The following is a 15316-nucleotide window of genomic DNA, read 5'->3' on the forward strand; positions in this document are numbered from 1 at the left end:
ATCGACCACGTGATGGATACACGCGTCCACGGCGAAAGCACTCAGGCGCAACACGGCACACAGACACACAGACGCACCGGAACCAAACCGCCCCGCCCGCCTCCTATCTATTCCACCTTCGATATGAGGCCTCCTACATGCAACGACACTTCTCTCGCCCCGTTGCACGCATCGCGTCGAGCTTGCTGATCGCTTCGCTGCTCGGCGGCGCGTCGCTGGCTCATGCGCAGAATGCAACGCAAAACACGGCACAAACCCAGGCCGCCCCTCCCGTCGATCCCACCTTCTCCGCGTGGTCGCTCGCGCAATCCTGCCGGCAGAAGTCCGACAACGTCGCGCATGGTCAATGCGTCGGCACGATGCGCGGCATCATCCACGGCTATCAGTACGGCGTGCTGTTCCTGAGTCAGCGAACGTCGCTGCCCGCCAAGGAAACGCAGCGCGTGTCATTGTGTCTGCGCGACGTGCCCGTCTCGACGCTCGTCGACGAATTCGTTCAGGACGCGAGCCAGGTCAGCGCCGACTCGCTCAAACGCACGCCCGCCGAAGTCGCCGTGCTCGGCTCGGTGCATATGCATCACGCGTGCGACTGAGCCGCTGATTCACAACCCGCGAGCACCTGGCGCTGCGCCGCTCAAAGCATTTCGAGCGGCCGCTTGCTGCGCGGCGGACGAAAGTGCGCATCGATCGCGGCGACGTCATCGGCGGAAAGTTGCAGGTCGAGTGCGCGACGGTTGTCGCGCACGTGCTCGATGCGTCCTGACTTGGGAATCGCGAACACATCGGGCTGCCGCAGCACCCACGCAAGCGCGACCTGAATCACGGACACGCCCAGCCTGCCGGCGATATCGTCGAGCGGCGAGTGCTTCGGCAGGCGTGCGTGATCGACGGGGCTGTACGCCATTGCGGGCATCTTGCGGCCCGCGAGCCACGGCAGCAGATCGAACTCCGGCCCGCGCCGCGCGACGTTATAGAGAATCTGGTTCGTCGCGCAGGCATCGCCGTCCGTCACGTCGACGAGTTCTTCCATATCGTCGACGTCGAAGTTGCTCACGCCCCAGTGCCGGATCTTACCGTCGCGGCGCAGCGCCTCGAAACCCGCGACCGTCTCTTCGAGCGGCACCGAACCGCGCCAGTGCAGCAGATACAGATCGATGCGATCGGTCTTCAGGCGCCTCAACGACTGCTCGCATGCATGCTGCACGCCGCGCCGGCTCGCGTTGTGCGGATAGACCTTGCTGACGAGAAACACGTCGTCGCGCAGGCCGTGCAACGCTTCGCCAAGCAGCGATTCCGTCGCGCCTTCGCCGTACATTTCGGCTGTATCGATCAGCGTCATGCCGAGTTCGATGCCGCCGCGCAGCGCGTCGATCTCAGCCTTGCGGCGCGACGAATGCTCGCCCATCTCCCACGTGCCCTGCCCGAGTTTCGGAATGCGTTCGCCGTCGGGCAGCGTCACGCTGGCGATGTCGTTCGTCATGGTTGCGGTCCTCGCTAGTGATGGCGTGAAGATGCGCTGCATGGCAACGATCGATGCAGCGGCTCATGCCGCGAGTGTAGCGCCGGACGGCGACATGCATCCGCGTCCCGGCAAAACCCCGCTATAACGCCGCGCGCCAATGTCATAGAATTGCCGCTTGCCCTACTTGCGTCCGTCACATGAACCCAGTCTCGGAAGACCGTTGGCGCGATCTGCGTCCGGACCCGGAAAACGATACGCCGCTGTATCTTCAGCTCGCCCGCAAGCTCGGCACGGCCATCCACGAGAACCGCTGGAATGCAGGCGAAGCGCTGCCGTCGGAGCGCGTCTTGTCCGATGCGCTCGGCGTGTCGCGCATCACCGCGCGCAAGGCGATCGCGCTGCTCGTCGAACAGGGGCTGATTCGCCGTTCGCAAGGCGCGGGCAGTTTCATCACGCCGCGCTACGAAGATCCGCTGTCGCGTCTGTCGAGCTTCAGCGAAATGCTGCGCCGGCGCGGCTTCACGCCGAGTTCGCAATGGCTGTCGCGTGAAATCGTGCCCGCCAATCGCGATGAAGTGATCCAGCTTGGGCTGTCGCCCGCGGCCGCCGTCACGCGTTTGCGCCGCTTGCGTCTCGCGGACGGCATCGTGATGGCCGTCGAGAATTCGACCTTCCCCGCTTCCGTGATTCCCGATCCGCAGGCGATCGGCGATTCGCTGTACACGTATCTCGAACAGCGCGGGCTGACCATCGTACGTGCGTTGCAGCACTTTCGCGCCGTCAACGCGAGCGACGAGATCGCGCAGCAGATGAGCATCGCGCCGAACGACGCGCTGCTGCTGATCACGCGCGTCGGCTACACGGCCGACCAGCGTGCGATCGAACTCACGGATACGTACTGCCGCAACGACTACTACGATTTCGTCGCGGAACTGCGCAAGTAAGCACGCCGACTTGCCGCGCCGGCGCCTTCATCCTTCCCAGCGCGCCGCGTCGCTGCCGATCGGCGCGGGCGGCCGCGCATAGAACGGGGGCGTCTCCGACATCCGTTCGGCGGGCGCGGCCGCGCACACCCGCCCAAACGGCGAATCGACTTCGTGCAGACCCTCCTGCACTTCATCGAAGGTGACGTCCGGCGCGCGCCAGCCGTCCTCGATCTGTCCCATTGATTGCAGCCAGCGGCCCGTCTGCGCCAGCGACAGCCGCACATGCCAGCTGCCGCCCTCCTGCGCGCGCCGTGCGAGCGCGACCATCGCGCCGAACGCGGCGAGATAGCCCGTCGCGTGGTCGAGCGCCTGACAAGGCAGATGCTTCGGCCCGTCGACGCCCGCCGCACGGCTCTCCGTGTACGCGATGCCGCTTGCCGACTGCACGAGACTGTCGAAGCCGCGCCGCATCGCCCACGGCCCCGCATGGCCGTATGCCGAGATCGACACGCAGACGATGCCGGGCCTGACGCGCGCAAGCGTCTCGGGATCGAAGCCGCGCGCGGCGAGCGAGCCGGGGCGATACGCCTGGAGAAACACATCCGCTTCGCTGGCGAGCGCCTGCAATTGCTCGCGCGCCGCAGGCTCGCGCAGATCGAGCGTCGCGGAGCGCTTGCCACGGCCGTTGTCGATCACGAGCGGTGCGATGTTCGGCAGATGCGGACCGTTGATCAGCAGCACGTCGGCGCCATGCTGCGCAAGCGCCCGCCCCGCCACCGGACCCGCGATGATGCGCGACAGATCGAGCACGCGTGTGCCCGTAAGCGGCCGCACTGCCGTACCACGCCCTGGCGCTTCGGGCGGCGCATCGCCGATGCGCTCGATCTCGAACAGCGGCAGGTTCGCAATCGCCCTCGCCTGATCGAGCGCCGCCCATTCCCGCGGCGAGCGGATCAGCGCGGCGCAGAGGCCGGCGTCGGCGAGCGTCTGGTCGAGCGTTACGCCGTCCCAGTGGCCGATCGCAGCTGCGACTGCGTCGCGATCGCCGTCGCAGCCGAGCACCTTCAGCACGCCCTGCAGGTGATGCGGAAAGTTCGTGTGCAATTGAATCCAGCGGCCGTCGCGCGTCGCATAGAAGCCTGTCACGGGATGACGCAACTCCTGCGGCAGACCATCGTTCACACGCAGATAGCGCTCGCTGCGAAACGCGATGAGCGCCCGCCGCACGCTCACGTCCACGTGTTGCATGCGGCCCGTGCGCAGCCGGAAGCAATCGGCGGCGGCGAGCGCCATCGCCGCGATCGACGCACTCGCCAGCGTCCCGACACGAAACACGGACGGCAACGCCGGATCGTTGCCCTCCATCGACACATGTTCGAGCAAGGCCGCATCGCAGCCTGCGATGGACCAGAGGTGATCGAGAGCGAGCTGGGGCGTCATGGCAAGCTTCCTGGAGAAAGAAGACAGGACCCAGTCTAGGATTGCGCCTCGCCATGATCAATCTTGATTTATATAATCAATATATATTCGTTTGTTTGGGTTTCTTCCCGCTATGTCCACTGCGCGTCATCTGTCCGCCGACCAAGCCGCCGCGATGCTCGGCATCAGCGTCACGACGCTCTATGCGTATGTCAGCCGGGGCATGCTGCGCTCGGCGCCGGACGCGAACAGCAAGCGCCGCCTCTACGATGAGGACGAAGTGCGCCGCCTTGCGCGCCGCAAGGAAGACGGCAAGCGCGCGGGCAAGGTCGCGCAGAAGGTGCTGGATTGGGGCGTGCCCGTGCTCGAATCGTCGATCACACTGATCGCGGACGGCAAGCTGCTGTATCGCGGGCGCGATGCAATGGAACTCGCGCGCACGGCCACGCTGGAAGAGGTGGCGGCGTTGCTGTGGGAATGCAGCGCGCGGCGCGTCGCCGACGCGCCCGCCGCGCCGCTTGCTGCTGCTCAATGGTCGGCATGGCTGAAGTTGTGGAGCGACAGCACACCGCTCGACCGCGCGCTCGTGCTGCTGCCCGCCGCCGCTGCGCAGATGCCGCGCATCTGGGCACTCGGCCGCGATGCGCAACTCGACAATGCGTGTGCGCTGATCCGGCTGCTGGCGGGCGCGATGATCTCGGCGGTGCCGTCGAACGATCCGCTGCACAGACAGCTCGCCGGCGCATGGGGCGTGCGCAACCGCGCTCAGATCAATCTGTTGAGAGCGGCGCTCGTCGCGTGCGCCGACCATGAGCTGAATGCGTCGACGTTCACGGTGCGCTGCATCACGTCGACGGGCACGCATCTGTTCGGCGCGGTGGCGGGCGGGCTCGCGGCGCTATCGGGGCCGCGGCATGGCGGGGAAACGGCGCGCGTCGCCGCGTTGTTCGACGAAGCCGCACGTGCCGCCGATCTCGACCGCTATCTGGCGACGCGCCTCGCGCACCACGAACAGGGCGCGCCGGTGCCGGTGATCTCGGGATTCGGTCATCCGCTGTATCCGGACGGCGATCCGCGCGCGCGGTTGCTGCTGGATTTGCTTGGAGAATGCGCGCCCAGCCGTTCGCCGCTTGCGGATGTGCAACGGCTAGCGCGCACCGTGCGCGACACGACGGGCGCCGAGCCGACCGTCGACTATGCGCTGGCGGCCATCGAGCGCGTGCTCGGTCTGCCCGCCGGCGCGGCTTTCACGCTGTTCGCGGTAGGTCGCGTGACGGGCTGGATTGCGCACGCGATGGAGCAGACGAACGACGGCCGGCTGATCCGGCCACGTGCGAGGTACATCGGCGCGTATCAGGTGGACTGAAAGATTGCTGATTCGCAATCGGCGCTTCAGGCCGTGAGCAGCCAGCGAGGCATCCACGTCCAGCGCGGCGTGCGGCGCCGTTCGACACGCACCGTATCGCCCGCGCCGCTCGTCACCGTCAGCGACAGCCGCACGCCGTCGCGTCCCGCGCTCAGCCACGCCACTGCGCCGCGCTTCAGTTCGAACGACTCGCCCGCCGCGAGCCAGTAGTCTTCGGCGTCGCCTTCGACCGTAAGCCAGAGTTCGCCCGCCAGCACGTTCACGGCGAGCGGCTGCGCGACCCGCCAGGCGCTCGCCGGCTCGCCGTGTTCGAGTTCGAAAGTACGGATTTCACGCATCGCTTTGCTCCTTGAAGTGCTTTTTCGCTTGCATCCATTATTGGCGTGCGATGATGACTGTCACATGCACAGTGCTGAACAGTTTCAAAAGAACTGTACAGCCAGAAAACCTGACAGTTGCCGGTGCTTCGACCGTGACAGACCGTGACGACGGCCTGCGGAGCGCCCCGAAGGAGACACCGAATGAAGCTGGACATCGACCTGAACCGCGAAACCGGCGTGCCGCTGACCGAGCAGATCGTGAGCGGGGTGCAGGAATGGATCCGCTCGCGCACCGCGCATCCCGGTGCGAAGTTGCCGTCGATCCGCCAGTTCGCCGCCGATAACGACATCAGCCGTTTCCCCGTGATCGAGGCATACGACCGGCTGGTGTCGCTCGGTTATCTGGATTCGCGGCCGGGCTCCGGGTTCTACGTGGCGGAGCGGCAGCGCGCGTCGATGAGCGGACAGGGCGCGTCCGACCCGCGTCGCGCCGAGGGCGAATCGGTGCACATCCTGCAGCAGTTCAATCATCCCGGCGAATCGCTCAAGCTCGGCAGCGGCTTCATCCCCGAAGCCTGGCGCGACATGGACAGTCTCGCGCAGGCGATCCGCCACGTGTCGCGCACCGACGGCGCGAGCATGATCGATTACGCGACGCCGCTCGGCAACGCGACGCTGCGCGAACATCTGCAGGCGCGCGTCTCACAGCTCGGCATCGAAGCGGAGGCCTCGCAGATCCTCATCACGATCGGCGCGAGCCAGGCGATGGACCTGCTGATGCGCTACATGCTCAAGCCCGGCGACACGATCTTCGTCGAGGATCCCGGCTACTACAACTTCAACGGCCTGCTGAAACTGCATGGCGTGAATCTCATCGGCATTCCGCGCACGCGCACCGGCCCCGATCTCGAAGCGATGCAAAAGCAGTTGCAGCAGCATCGGCCGAAGGTGTTCTTCATCAACTCCGTGTTTCACAACCCGACGGGCACGACGATCGCGCCGCCCGTCTCGTTCCGTCTGCTGCAACTGGCGCGTGAACACAACTTCAAGATCATCGAAGACGACATCTACGCGGACTTCCAGAGCGATCCCACCGACCGCCTCGCGACGCTCGACCAGCTCGAACACGTGATCTATATCGGCGGGCTGTCGAAGACCCTGTCGTCGTCGCTGCGCATCGGCTACGTGATTGCGGACCACGCGACCATCAAGGATCTCGCCGACATCAAGATGTTGACGAGCATCGGCGGATCGCGCTTTGCGGAAGCCGTGACCGTCGCACTGCTCGAACGCGGGATGTACCGCAAGCATCTGGACCGGCTGCGGCGGCGCATGCGCGACGCGCTCGGCGCGACCGTGCAGACGCTCGAAATGAGCGGCTGGCAGGTGTTCGAAAATCCGCTCGGCGGCAAATTCGTGTGGGCGCGCGTGCCGCATATCGACAATGCCGAACGGCTCGTCGAATGCGGTGCGCCGCTCGGCGTGACGGTAGCGCCCGGCAGCTACTTCCGGCCGAACGGCGAGCCGAGCCCGTGGATCCGCATCAACGCCGCGTTCGCGAACGAGCCGCGTGCGCGGATGTTTTTCGAAGCGGCGGCGGGATTGAACGCGTGACACGGGCTCACTCGCCCATCATGAGCTTCTCATCGTCCTGACGCGCGGCGAATACGCCGAGAAAGGCGATGGTCCCAGCGTCTTCGTCGACCGCATACGGCAGTACCGTGTTGGCTCCTTAGTGGGTGAGCCGCAAGCCTGGCGCGAGATCGTCGCGCGGCTTTCCCCGGTAAGGGAAGCAGCTCATCGTTTCGCAGAACTCGAGCACATTTCGTTGATACCGGTCGAGGTGATGCTCAGAAGCGCCCGTCAATTCCATGAAGCTCAAAACACGGTCCAGCGAAACCATGAATTCCGGCGAGAAGACAACTGCGTATTGCCTCATGCGGGATGCTTCTTTCGGGCCTTGCGGCGCTCCGCGAGCTGTTTCGATACATCGTCAGCCGACATGGCGCGCGACGGATCGGCCTTGAGTCGCAGATGCGCGGGCACGACTTCCTTGCGCAGCCATTCTTCGACGGCCTGATCGCGGGCTTTGAGAAGGCGCAAGCCGTCGCGAATCACTTCGCTATCGTTGTTGTAGTCGCCTCCCTGGCTCCGCTCACGAACGAACTCGAGCAGCTCAGGCGTCAACGTGATGGTCAAACGTGTGCTTGCCATGATCGCTCCGCAATCGAAAGTGTATGACACTATCATACGCCCGCACACCGAGGCGCGGCGCTTGCAATCGCTGAGGCGGAGCACGAACCCCGCGCTTTTTCCCTAGAATGTGGGCTCTCCCCGCCCAGCCGCCCTGCCTTCATGTCCGAATCGACCGAATCCGCCTCTGCCGCCGCCGGCGACCGCCCCGAAAAGACCACGCCCACGGCCCGCTCGCTGACGGTGATGCTGTGGATCGTCGCGACCGGCTTCTTCATGCAGACGCTCGATTCGACCATCGTCAACACCGCCCTGCCCGCGATGGCGCGCAGCCTCGGCGAACTGCCGTTGCGCATGCAATCGGTCGTGATCGCGTATTCGCTGACGATGGCCGTGATGATTCCCGTCTCCGGCTGGCTCGCGGACAAGCTCGGCACGCGGCGCGTGTTCATGGCCGCGATCCTCGTCTTCACGATCGGCTCGCTGCTCTGCGCGAACGCGCAGACGCTCACGCAACTCGTGATCTATCGCGTGTTGCAGGGCGTGGGCGGCGCGATGCTGCTGCCCGTCGGCCGGCTTGCCGTGCTGCGCGTATTTCCGGCGGAACGCTACCTGCCCGCGCTGTCGTTCGTCGCGATTCCGGGGCTGATCGGACCGCTGATCGGCCCGACGCTCGGCGGCTGGCTCGTCAAGATCGCGTCGTGGCACTGGATCTTCCTGATCAACGTGCCCGTCGGCATCGTGGGCATCATCGCGACGTTCATCTTCATGCCCGACAGCCGTAACCCGGACACCGCGAAGTTCGATATCAAAGGCTACGTGCTGCTGATCGTCGGCATGGTGTCGATCTCGATGGCGCTCGACGGCCGCACCGAATTCACGATCCAGCACGCGACCGTGCTGATGCTGCTGATCCTTTCGCTAGGCTGTTTCGTCGCCTACGGCTTGCACGCGGTGCGGGCCGCCAACCCGATCTTTTCGCTCGACCTGTTCAAGATCCACACGTTCAGCGTCGGCCTGCTCGGCAATCTGTTCGCGCGCATCGGCAGCGGCGCGATGCCGTATCTCATTCCGCTCCTGTTGCAGGTGAGCCTCGGCTACAGCGCATTCGAGGCCGGCCTGATGATGCTGCCCGTCGCGGCCGCCGGCATGTCGTCGAAGCGTCTCGTCACGCGGCTCATCATGAAGTACGGCTACCGGCGCGTGCTCGTGTCGAACACGGTGCTCGTCGGTCTCGCGATGGCGAGCTTCTCGCTGACGAGCGAGCATCAGCCCCTGTGGCTGCGTCTCGTGCAACTCGCGTTCTTCGGCGGCGTCAACTCGATGCAGTTCACCGCGATGAACACGCTGACACTGAAAGATCTCGGCACGGGCGGCGCGAGCAGCGGCAACAGCCTGTTCTCGCTCGTGCAGATGCTCGCGATGAGCCTCGGCGTCACGGTCGCGGGCGCGTTGCTCACCACATTCACCGGCCTCATGCCGCGCGTCACCGCGGCCAACTCGCTGCCCGCCTTTCACGCGACCTTCCTGTGCGTCGGCCTGATCACCGCGGCGACGTCATGGATCTTCGCGCAACTGTCGGCGGATATCCGGCAGCCCGCGAGACGCGCCGATCCGCAGGAGCGCACGTGAGCGCGCGCACGCCGGGCACGACGACCGAACGCTAATGGGGCGCGCGGCGCACCATCGATGTGCGCTTCGCCGCTCGCGCGCATGACAGCGTCAGCGTTCGCGGCGCACAATTGAAGGCCGGCGCGGCAAACACGGCGCAGTGCAGCCGTCGCAACGATGAACCCTGAAGCGTTTCGTCGTGCGCATGTTTCTTGCTGCCCTATCCTGTAAACTTGAAACTTTCGCGCCCACGCGCGGCCTGCTTCGCTACTCAACCGATAACCGACACGATGAGCATGATCGAACTCGATCCTCCCGGCTTCCAGCCTCCACGCCCGATAGCGGGCGATGAAGGCTCGCGCCGCACCGTCCGGTATGGCGGCTACACGGTTTTCAGCGTGTTTCAGCCGGTTTTCTCGGTTTCGCACCGTCGCGCGATCGGCTATCACGCGTCGCTGCGCGCACACGACGAGAACGGCAAGCAGGTGCCGTCGGGCGAAGTCTTCACGCAAGCCGCGCGGCGCGGCGATCTGCTTGAACTCGGGCGGCTCGCCGAATCGCTGCATCTGGGCAACTTCAATGCGTTCGACAGCCATGACGAATGGCTCTTTCTGAGCCTGCATCCCGCCGCGCTGATGGACACGAGCTACGGCGACGCGCTGCTCGCCGGCCTCAAGGCACTTGGCCTGCCCGCGCAACGCGTGGTGCTCGAAGTGTCCGAGCAGGCGGGCGGAGAAACGACGCGCTTCGCCGAAATCATCGATTCGCTGCGCAAGTCCGGCTTCCTGATCGCGCTCGACGGCTTCGGCGCGAAGCATTCGAACATCGACCGCGTGTGGAATCTGCGGCCCGACATCGTCACGCTCGATCGCTGCATCCTCGCGCAAGCCAGCGAGCATTCGCATATCGAGCGCGTGCTGCCCGGCATCGTGTCGATGCTGCATGAATCAGGGCAACTGGTGCTGATGGGCGGTCTGTCGACCGAACGCGATGCGTTGATCGCGCTCGAATGCAACGTCGATTTCGTGCAGGGTTCGTTCTTCGCCGCGCCGAGTGTGGAGCCCGTCGCGCGCCAGGCGACGGTCAACCTGATGGACGAACTGTCGGCCGCGCTCCGGCAACGGGTGGCCGCACGCGAACGCGCGCAGTCCGAGCGGCTCGCGCCGTTCGTTACGGCGCTCGAATCGGCGAGCGCGCATCTCGTCGAAGGCGAAACGATGGCGGACGCAACCGCGCCGCTGCTCGCGCTGCGCGAAACCGCGCGCTGCTTCCTGCTCGACGGTTCGGGCCGCCAGATCGGCGACAACGTGCTGCCGTCGGGCCGAGCGTCGCAGCGCGCCAAGCGCTTCCGTCCGCTGCTGCATTCGGAAGGCGCCAGCTGGGAGCGTCGCCCGTATTTCATCGAGGCCGTGCGCGCACCCGGCCAGGTGCACCTGACGCCGCCCTATCTGTCGATCAACGAAGCACACCTGTGCGTGACGGCGTCGATCGCGGCGGAAACGGCGCGCGGCATGCAGGTGCTATGCGTCGATATCAACTGGGAAGTCGCCGCGCATCGTAACTGACGCGGCCTGGCTGCTGACGGGCTGCAGCAGCCGCATGATCGCCGCGCGTCCGAACACCTGCGTTGCAGGCGCAAGCCGCAGCGCGCCCGTCACGATGCGCAGCGCGACGATCCGCTCGTCCTCGCCGATCGTAATGTCGAGCAGCGCGTCGATCTCGCCATTGCGCATCCACGCGACGGCGCTCATGCCGTTCATCGACACCGTCTCCATCTGATCGCCCCGGCCGCGCATCGACAGCGTGGTCGCTACCTGGTCCGCCGTCGCGACGGCGTCGACGGTTTCGGGCGCATCGCTGATTACGCTCGGCACGTCGCAGAAGAGCCGCACGAGGCCCACGCGATCCTGCGCCTCCATCGCCGCCCGCAACCGCTCGACGATGCGCGCATGCGCCGCGGGATCGGCCCGCTTCGCCGGCACGCCTTCGCGCTGTAAGCGCTCTTTCGCGCGATGCACCATCTGCCGGCAGTTCGCGGGCGTCTTCGCGAGAATCTTCGCGATTTCCGCGTAATCGCACTCGAATGCCTCGTGCAGCACGAAGGCCGCGCGTTCTTCGGGCTTCAGGCGTTCGAGCAGCAGCATCACGCCATACGACATCTGCACCGCCTGCAGCGCCAGATCTTCGGCGGAAGGCGCGAGGCCTTCGAGCCACGGATCCGGCATCCAGCCGCCCGAGCGCGTCGTGCGCTCGATCCGCAGATGACGCAGCCGGTCGATCGCGAGACGCGTCGTGATCGTCGTGAGCCAGGCGGGCGACGAGCGCAGTTCGCTCGCGTCGGCGGCATGCCATTTGAGCCACGCATCCTGCACGACGTCTTCCGCTTCCGCGCGGCTGCCGAGCATCCGGTACGCGAGCGCGAACAGCTTCGCGCGCACCGCCTCGAATTCCGCCGACTTCTCTCTGTCCATCTGTTCCATGCGTGCCGCTCCTGTGGCTGGGTCATCGGCTAGACGGGCAAACCGTCCGCGATGTGACACGTCGACGTGAAAATTCTTTTGTCACGCTACGCCCCGCTGTCGCGTCATGCGACTGAAACCCGCCTTGCGCGGGCCTTTCAGGCAATCAGCGAGGATCGCATGCAGCGTCATTTCTCTTCACCCGCCAACTCTGGCTTCAATCTCGTGCCGACCGTCATCGAGCAATCGAGCCGCGGCGAGCGCGCCTACGACATCTACTCGCGCCTCTTACGCGAGCGGATCGTGTTTCTGGTCGGCCCCGTCAACGACCAGTCCGCGAGCCTGATCGTCGCGCAACTGCTGTTCCTCGAATCGGAGAACCCCGACAAGGATATTTCTTTTTACATCAACTCGCCGGGCGGCTCGGTCTATGACGGCCTCGCGATCTTCGACACGATGCAGTTCATCAAACCCGACGTGTCGACGCTCTGCACGGGCTTCGCGGCCAGCATGGGGACGTTTCTGCTGGCCGCGGGCGCACCCGGCAAGCGCTATGCATTGCCGAACGCGCGCATCATGATTCATCAGCCGTCGGGCGGCGGCCAGGGCACGGCATCCGATGTCGAGATTCAGGCGAAGGAAGTGCTCTATCTGCGCGAGCGCCTGAATGAAGTGCTCGCGCAGCGCACGGGCCAGAGCATCGCGCAGATCGAGAAGGACACGGATCGTGACAACTTCATGTCGGCGGAGGCGGCGAAAACCTACGGTCTCGTCGACGATGTGCTGACGACGCGCGTGCCGCTTCCCGTCGACGCGCTGCACGGCACGACCTGACACGCGTTTTCTGCGGATGTTTCAGCGCAGGCGCGCGGCAAGATACGACGACACGACCAGCTTGTATTCGTCGACCAGCGCCTTGCGCTCTTTGGGCTTCGCGGCCGCATAGAGCGGATTCAGACTCTTCACCACCTGCAGCGCGACCTCGGCGACGCGAAACGCGTCGTCGTCCGCCAGCGCGGAGCTGTAGCGCTGGAACAGTTCGGCGAACCTGCCGCGCAAGCGGTTGCGCGCGGCGGCATCGCGCCTGAAATTCAGCGTCACCGACAACAACGGCAGATACGCGGGCCGCGACGCCATGAACTCCGTCATCAGCGCGAAAATGCGATCGACGAGTTCGTCGACGCTGCAATCCTGCGCCGCCTCGCCGAGCGCGCTCCATTGCGCTTCCATTTCGTCGCCATAGCGTGTGCGCAGCGCGAAAACAAGCGCATCCTTGTTCGGAAAGTATTGATAGACGGCCCCGATCGACGTACCCGCACGCTCGGCAATCGCGGTCATCGTCGCAGCATCGAAGCCGCGCTCTGCGATGACGTCGCCTGCGGCATCGAGCAGCGCGTCGACACGTTTTGCCGCGCGTTCCTGCTGTGGAATGCGCCGCACCTTTTGATTATCTGAGGCGAGACTCATGTTTATCGATTATCATGACATGAGGCCATCCTCACATACAGGTGACGCATGACGCAAGCTCTTTCCATCGATCCGCGCAGCACGGCCCTCGTGCTGATCGATCTGCAACACAGCAATGTCGCGCGGCAACTGGCGCCGCATTCGGCAACGGACGTCGTCGCGCGTTCCGTGCGCGCCGCCGACGCGCTGCGCGCGGCGGGCGGCATGGTCGTGTTCGTGCGCGTCGATGTCGCGCAGTTGCTGTCGCTGCCCGCCGACGCGCCGCTGCGTCCACGCGACGCGCCCGCGCCGCCGCCGCAAGCCTCCGACCTCGTGCCCGAATGCAACGTGCAGGCCGGCGATCTGATCGTGACCAAGCGTCAGTGGGGCGCGTTTTACGGCACCGATCTGGAACAGCAATTGCGCCGCCGTGGCATTCGCACCATCGCGCTGACGGGCATCGCGACGAATTTCGGTGTCGAGTCGACGGCACGTGCGGCGTTCGATCAAGGCTACGAACTGGTCTTCATCGAAGACGCGATGTCGGGGCTGTCGGCTGACACGCACCGTTTTCCCGTCGAGCATATTTTCCCGCGCATGGGTTTCGTGCGTTCGACGGAGGAATTCGTCAGCGCCGTCGCGGAGAACGGGTCGTTCGGCGGCGCCTGAGCGCAGCGCGGGTCAATCATCGTGCAAACGCTCGATCGACGCCGCGTTGTGTGAGACGATCGAGCCTGCACTTCACTGGAGAAGCATATGGCGTCATCCCAGGATACCGTCAGCATGGCGCTGTTCTGTGATTTCGAAAACGTCGCGCTCGGCGTGCGCGACGCGAAATACGAAAAATTCGACATCAAGCTGGTGCTGGAACGCCTGCTGCTGAAAGGCAGCATCGTCGTGAAGAAGGCGTATTGCGACTGGGACCGCTACAAGGGCTTCAAGGCCGCGATGCACGAAGCGAACTTCGAGCTGATCGAAATCCCGCACGTGCGGCAGTCGGGCAAGAATTCCGCTGACATCCGCCTCGTCGTCGATGCGCTCGATCTCTGCTATACGAAGTCGCACGTCAACACGTTCGTCATCATCAGCGGCGACTCGGATTTCTCGCCGCTCGTGTCGAAGCTGCGCGAAAACGCGAAGCAGGTGATCGGCGTCGGTGTGCAGCGCTCCACTTCCGATCTGCTGACCGCGAACTGCGACGAGTTCATCTTCTATGACGACCTCGTGCGCGAAAGTCAGCGCGCCGCTGCGAAGCGCGACAACGCGAAACCCGCGCAGCAGGCGGCGCAGCAACCGTCGAAGCGCGCACCCGAAGGCGAGAAGCGCAAGGAAGATCTCGAGACGCGCAAGACCAAGGCGATCGAATTCGCGGTGCAGACCTTCGATGCGCTCGCGTCCGAGCGCGGCGACAGCGGCAAGATCTGGGCGTCGGTGCTGAAGAACGCGATCAAGCGCCGCAAGCCCGATTTCAACGAGACGTACTACGGTTTCCGCGCGTTCGGCAATCTGCTCGAAGAAGCGCAGTCGCGCGGGCTGCTCGAAGTCGGCCGCGACGAGAAGTCGGGCACGTTCGTCTATCGCAGCGCGGCACCCTCCGTCGCTGCGCCCGCCGATGTCGCGACGCCGCGCGAAACGGGCGATGAATGGGCCGCGATGCCGGCGGCTGCCGAGATCGTCGAACTGGAGGAAACGGCGGTTGCCGCTTCCGCCGTCGAAGCGGATGTGGCGGCGGATGAAAGCGTCGACGTTGCGCAGCCCGTGGTATCGACCGGGCAGGTGACTGACAAGGGCAAGAGCGACACGCGCCGCAAGGATCGCGGTACACGCAAGCCCGCGGCGAAGAAGACGAAGAAAGCCAAGGCGGAACGCGTCGAAGCCGTCGAAGCCGTCGATGCCGCAGCAGGTTCGCCGCAAACCGCCGATGCGCCGCATGTCGCGGAGCAGGTGACGACATCGGAGGCTCAAACGCCCGCGCCCGAAGCAGAACACCCGGCGACAGAAGCACCCGCTGCAAGAAAGAAGCCGTCGCGCAAATCTGCGACGCGCAGCCGCCGCCCTCGTAAGACCGAGGCGACGAGCGATACGGAGTAAGTGGAACGTCATGTGAAAGCGCC

Annotated in this window: 16 protein-coding genes; 9 read left to right on the top strand and 7 right to left on the bottom strand. The window is 65.2% G+C overall.

The window, feature by feature from the left end:
- The first annotated feature begins 137 nt into the window (after positions 1–137).
- A complete protein-coding gene (locus G3N95_RS20985) occupies positions 138–593 on the top strand; it encodes a hypothetical protein (protein ID WP_205971988.1) in 456 nt (151 codons plus the stop codon).
- 41 nt (positions 594–634) lie between these two features.
- Here the strand turns inward: G3N95_RS20985 and G3N95_RS20990 are convergent, their stop codons facing one another.
- Positions 635–1480, bottom strand: coding sequence for an aldo/keto reductase (locus tag G3N95_RS20990; RefSeq protein WP_205971989.1), 846 nt, complete (start codon positions 1478–1480; stop codon positions 635–637).
- Between the two features lie 179 nt (positions 1481–1659).
- On the opposite strand from G3N95_RS20990, the gene G3N95_RS20995 reads away from it, so the two are divergent.
- The gene (locus G3N95_RS20995) at positions 1660–2406 is read left to right on the top strand and encodes a GntR family transcriptional regulator (RefSeq protein ID WP_028364610.1); all 747 of its coding nucleotides are present in this window, start codon (positions 1660–1662) and stop codon (positions 2404–2406) included.
- 27 nt (positions 2407–2433) lie between these two features.
- Here the strand turns inward: G3N95_RS20995 and G3N95_RS21000 are convergent, their stop codons facing one another.
- The gene (locus tag G3N95_RS21000) at positions 2434–3828 is read right to left on the bottom strand and encodes a CoA transferase (RefSeq protein ID WP_205971990.1); all 1395 of its coding nucleotides are present in this window, start codon (positions 3826–3828) and stop codon (positions 2434–2436) included.
- Between the two features lie 112 nt (positions 3829–3940).
- On the opposite strand from G3N95_RS21000, the gene G3N95_RS21005 reads away from it, so the two are divergent.
- Positions 3941–5173, top strand: a complete 1233-nt coding sequence (locus G3N95_RS21005; RefSeq protein ID WP_205971991.1) for a citrate synthase family protein — start codon at positions 3941–3943, stop codon at positions 5171–5173.
- Between the two features lie 26 nt (positions 5174–5199).
- Here the strand turns inward: G3N95_RS21005 and G3N95_RS21010 are convergent, their stop codons facing one another.
- Positions 5200–5511, bottom strand: a complete 312-nt coding sequence (locus G3N95_RS21010) for a DUF2917 domain-containing protein (RefSeq protein ID WP_205971992.1) — start codon at positions 5509–5511, stop codon at positions 5200–5202.
- Positions 5512–5694: 183 nt separating this feature from the next.
- Here G3N95_RS21010 and G3N95_RS21015 point away from each other — a divergent pair, with 183 nt between their 5' ends.
- Positions 5695–7107, top strand: a complete 1413-nt coding sequence (locus G3N95_RS21015) for a PLP-dependent aminotransferase family protein (RefSeq protein WP_205971993.1) — start codon at positions 5695–5697, stop codon at positions 7105–7107.
- A gap of 118 nt (positions 7108–7225) precedes the next feature.
- Here G3N95_RS21015 and G3N95_RS21020 read toward each other — a convergent pair whose 3' ends face one another.
- On the bottom strand, positions 7226–7396 hold the full coding sequence (locus G3N95_RS21020) for a hypothetical protein (protein ID WP_205971994.1): 171 nt from the start codon (positions 7394–7396) through the stop codon (positions 7226–7228).
- 32 nt (positions 7397–7428) lie between these two features.
- Positions 7429–7707, bottom strand: coding sequence for a type II toxin-antitoxin system ParD family antitoxin (locus tag G3N95_RS21025; protein WP_205971995.1), 279 nt, complete (start codon positions 7705–7707; stop codon positions 7429–7431).
- 141 nt (positions 7708–7848) lie between these two features.
- On the opposite strand from G3N95_RS21025, the gene mdtD reads away from it, so the two are divergent.
- On the top strand, positions 7849–9318 hold the full coding sequence (mdtD, locus tag G3N95_RS21030; RefSeq protein ID WP_205971996.1) for a multidrug transporter subunit MdtD: 1470 nt from the start codon (positions 7849–7851) through the stop codon (positions 9316–9318).
- A 269-nt stretch (positions 9319–9587) separates the two neighbouring features.
- Complete coding sequence (locus tag G3N95_RS21035) at positions 9588–10862, top strand: EAL domain-containing protein (protein ID WP_205971997.1); 1275 nt, start codon at positions 9588–9590, stop codon at positions 10860–10862.
- On the opposite strand, the gene G3N95_RS21040 is transcribed toward G3N95_RS21035, so the two are convergent.
- Complete coding sequence (locus G3N95_RS21040; RefSeq protein ID WP_205971998.1) at positions 10818–11777, bottom strand: sigma-70 family RNA polymerase sigma factor; 960 nt, start codon at positions 11775–11777, stop codon at positions 10818–10820. The genes G3N95_RS21035 and G3N95_RS21040 overlap by 45 nt on opposite strands.
- Before the next feature lie 159 nt (positions 11778–11936).
- Between G3N95_RS21040 and clpP the strand changes: the two genes are divergently transcribed.
- The gene (clpP, locus tag G3N95_RS21045; RefSeq protein WP_205971999.1) at positions 11937–12590 is read left to right on the top strand and encodes an ATP-dependent Clp endopeptidase proteolytic subunit ClpP; all 654 of its coding nucleotides are present in this window, start codon (positions 11937–11939) and stop codon (positions 12588–12590) included.
- Positions 12591–12611: 21 nt separating this feature from the next.
- Here clpP and G3N95_RS21050 read toward each other — a convergent pair whose 3' ends face one another.
- Positions 12612–13223, bottom strand: a complete 612-nt coding sequence (locus G3N95_RS21050; RefSeq protein WP_205972000.1) for a TetR/AcrR family transcriptional regulator — start codon at positions 13221–13223, stop codon at positions 12612–12614.
- A 48-nt stretch (positions 13224–13271) separates the two neighbouring features.
- Between G3N95_RS21050 and G3N95_RS21055 the strand changes: the two genes are divergently transcribed.
- The gene (locus tag G3N95_RS21055) at positions 13272–13871 is read left to right on the top strand and encodes an isochorismatase family protein (RefSeq protein WP_205972001.1); all 600 of its coding nucleotides are present in this window, start codon (positions 13272–13274) and stop codon (positions 13869–13871) included.
- A gap of 87 nt (positions 13872–13958) precedes the next feature.
- Complete coding sequence (locus tag G3N95_RS21060; protein ID WP_205972002.1) at positions 13959–15293, top strand: NYN domain-containing protein; 1335 nt, start codon at positions 13959–13961, stop codon at positions 15291–15293.
- Positions 15294–15316: the final 23 nt, after the last annotated feature.

The organism is Paraburkholderia sp. Tr-20389, from assembly GCF_017104565.1.
GTDB lineage: Bacteria > Pseudomonadota > Gammaproteobacteria > Burkholderiales > Burkholderiaceae > Paraburkholderia.

What these genes read in the sequence shown, in the direction of transcription:
- G3N95_RS20985 (WP_205971988.1), top strand. Translation starts at nt 138, where the DNA reads ATGCAACGACACTTCTCTCGCCCCGTTGCACGCATCGCGTCGAGCTTG.
- G3N95_RS20990 (WP_205971989.1), bottom strand. Translation starts at nt 1,480, where the DNA reads ATGACGAACGACATCGCCAGCGTGACGCTGCCCGACGGCGAACGCATT.
- G3N95_RS20995 (WP_028364610.1), top strand. Translation starts at nt 1,660, where the DNA reads ATGAACCCAGTCTCGGAAGACCGTTGGCGCGATCTGCGTCCGGACCCG.
- G3N95_RS21000 (WP_205971990.1), bottom strand. Translation starts at nt 3,828, where the DNA reads ATGACGCCCCAGCTCGCTCTCGATCACCTCTGGTCCATCGCAGGCTGC.
- G3N95_RS21005 (WP_205971991.1), top strand. Translation starts at nt 3,941, where the DNA reads ATGTCCACTGCGCGTCATCTGTCCGCCGACCAAGCCGCCGCGATGCTC.
- G3N95_RS21010 (WP_205971992.1), bottom strand. Translation starts at nt 5,511, where the DNA reads ATGCGTGAAATCCGTACTTTCGAACTCGAACACGGCGAGCCGGCGAGC.
- G3N95_RS21015 (WP_205971993.1), top strand. Translation starts at nt 5,695, where the DNA reads ATGAAGCTGGACATCGACCTGAACCGCGAAACCGGCGTGCCGCTGACC.
- G3N95_RS21020 (WP_205971994.1), bottom strand. Translation starts at nt 7,396, where the DNA reads ATGGTTTCGCTGGACCGTGTTTTGAGCTTCATGGAATTGACGGGCGCT.
- G3N95_RS21025 (WP_205971995.1), bottom strand. Translation starts at nt 7,707, where the DNA reads ATGGCAAGCACACGTTTGACCATCACGTTGACGCCTGAGCTGCTCGAG.
- mdtD (WP_205971996.1), top strand. Translation starts at nt 7,849, where the DNA reads ATGTCCGAATCGACCGAATCCGCCTCTGCCGCCGCCGGCGACCGCCCC.
- G3N95_RS21035 (WP_205971997.1), top strand. Translation starts at nt 9,588, where the DNA reads ATGAGCATGATCGAACTCGATCCTCCCGGCTTCCAGCCTCCACGCCCG.
- G3N95_RS21040 (WP_205971998.1), bottom strand. Translation starts at nt 11,777, where the DNA reads ATGGAACAGATGGACAGAGAGAAGTCGGCGGAATTCGAGGCGGTGCGC.
- clpP (WP_205971999.1), top strand. Translation starts at nt 11,937, where the DNA reads ATGCAGCGTCATTTCTCTTCACCCGCCAACTCTGGCTTCAATCTCGTG.
- G3N95_RS21050 (WP_205972000.1), bottom strand. Translation starts at nt 13,223, where the DNA reads ATGAGTCTCGCCTCAGATAATCAAAAGGTGCGGCGCATTCCACAGCAG.
- G3N95_RS21055 (WP_205972001.1), top strand. Translation starts at nt 13,272, where the DNA reads ATGACGCAAGCTCTTTCCATCGATCCGCGCAGCACGGCCCTCGTGCTG.
- G3N95_RS21060 (WP_205972002.1), top strand. Translation starts at nt 13,959, where the DNA reads ATGGCGTCATCCCAGGATACCGTCAGCATGGCGCTGTTCTGTGATTTC.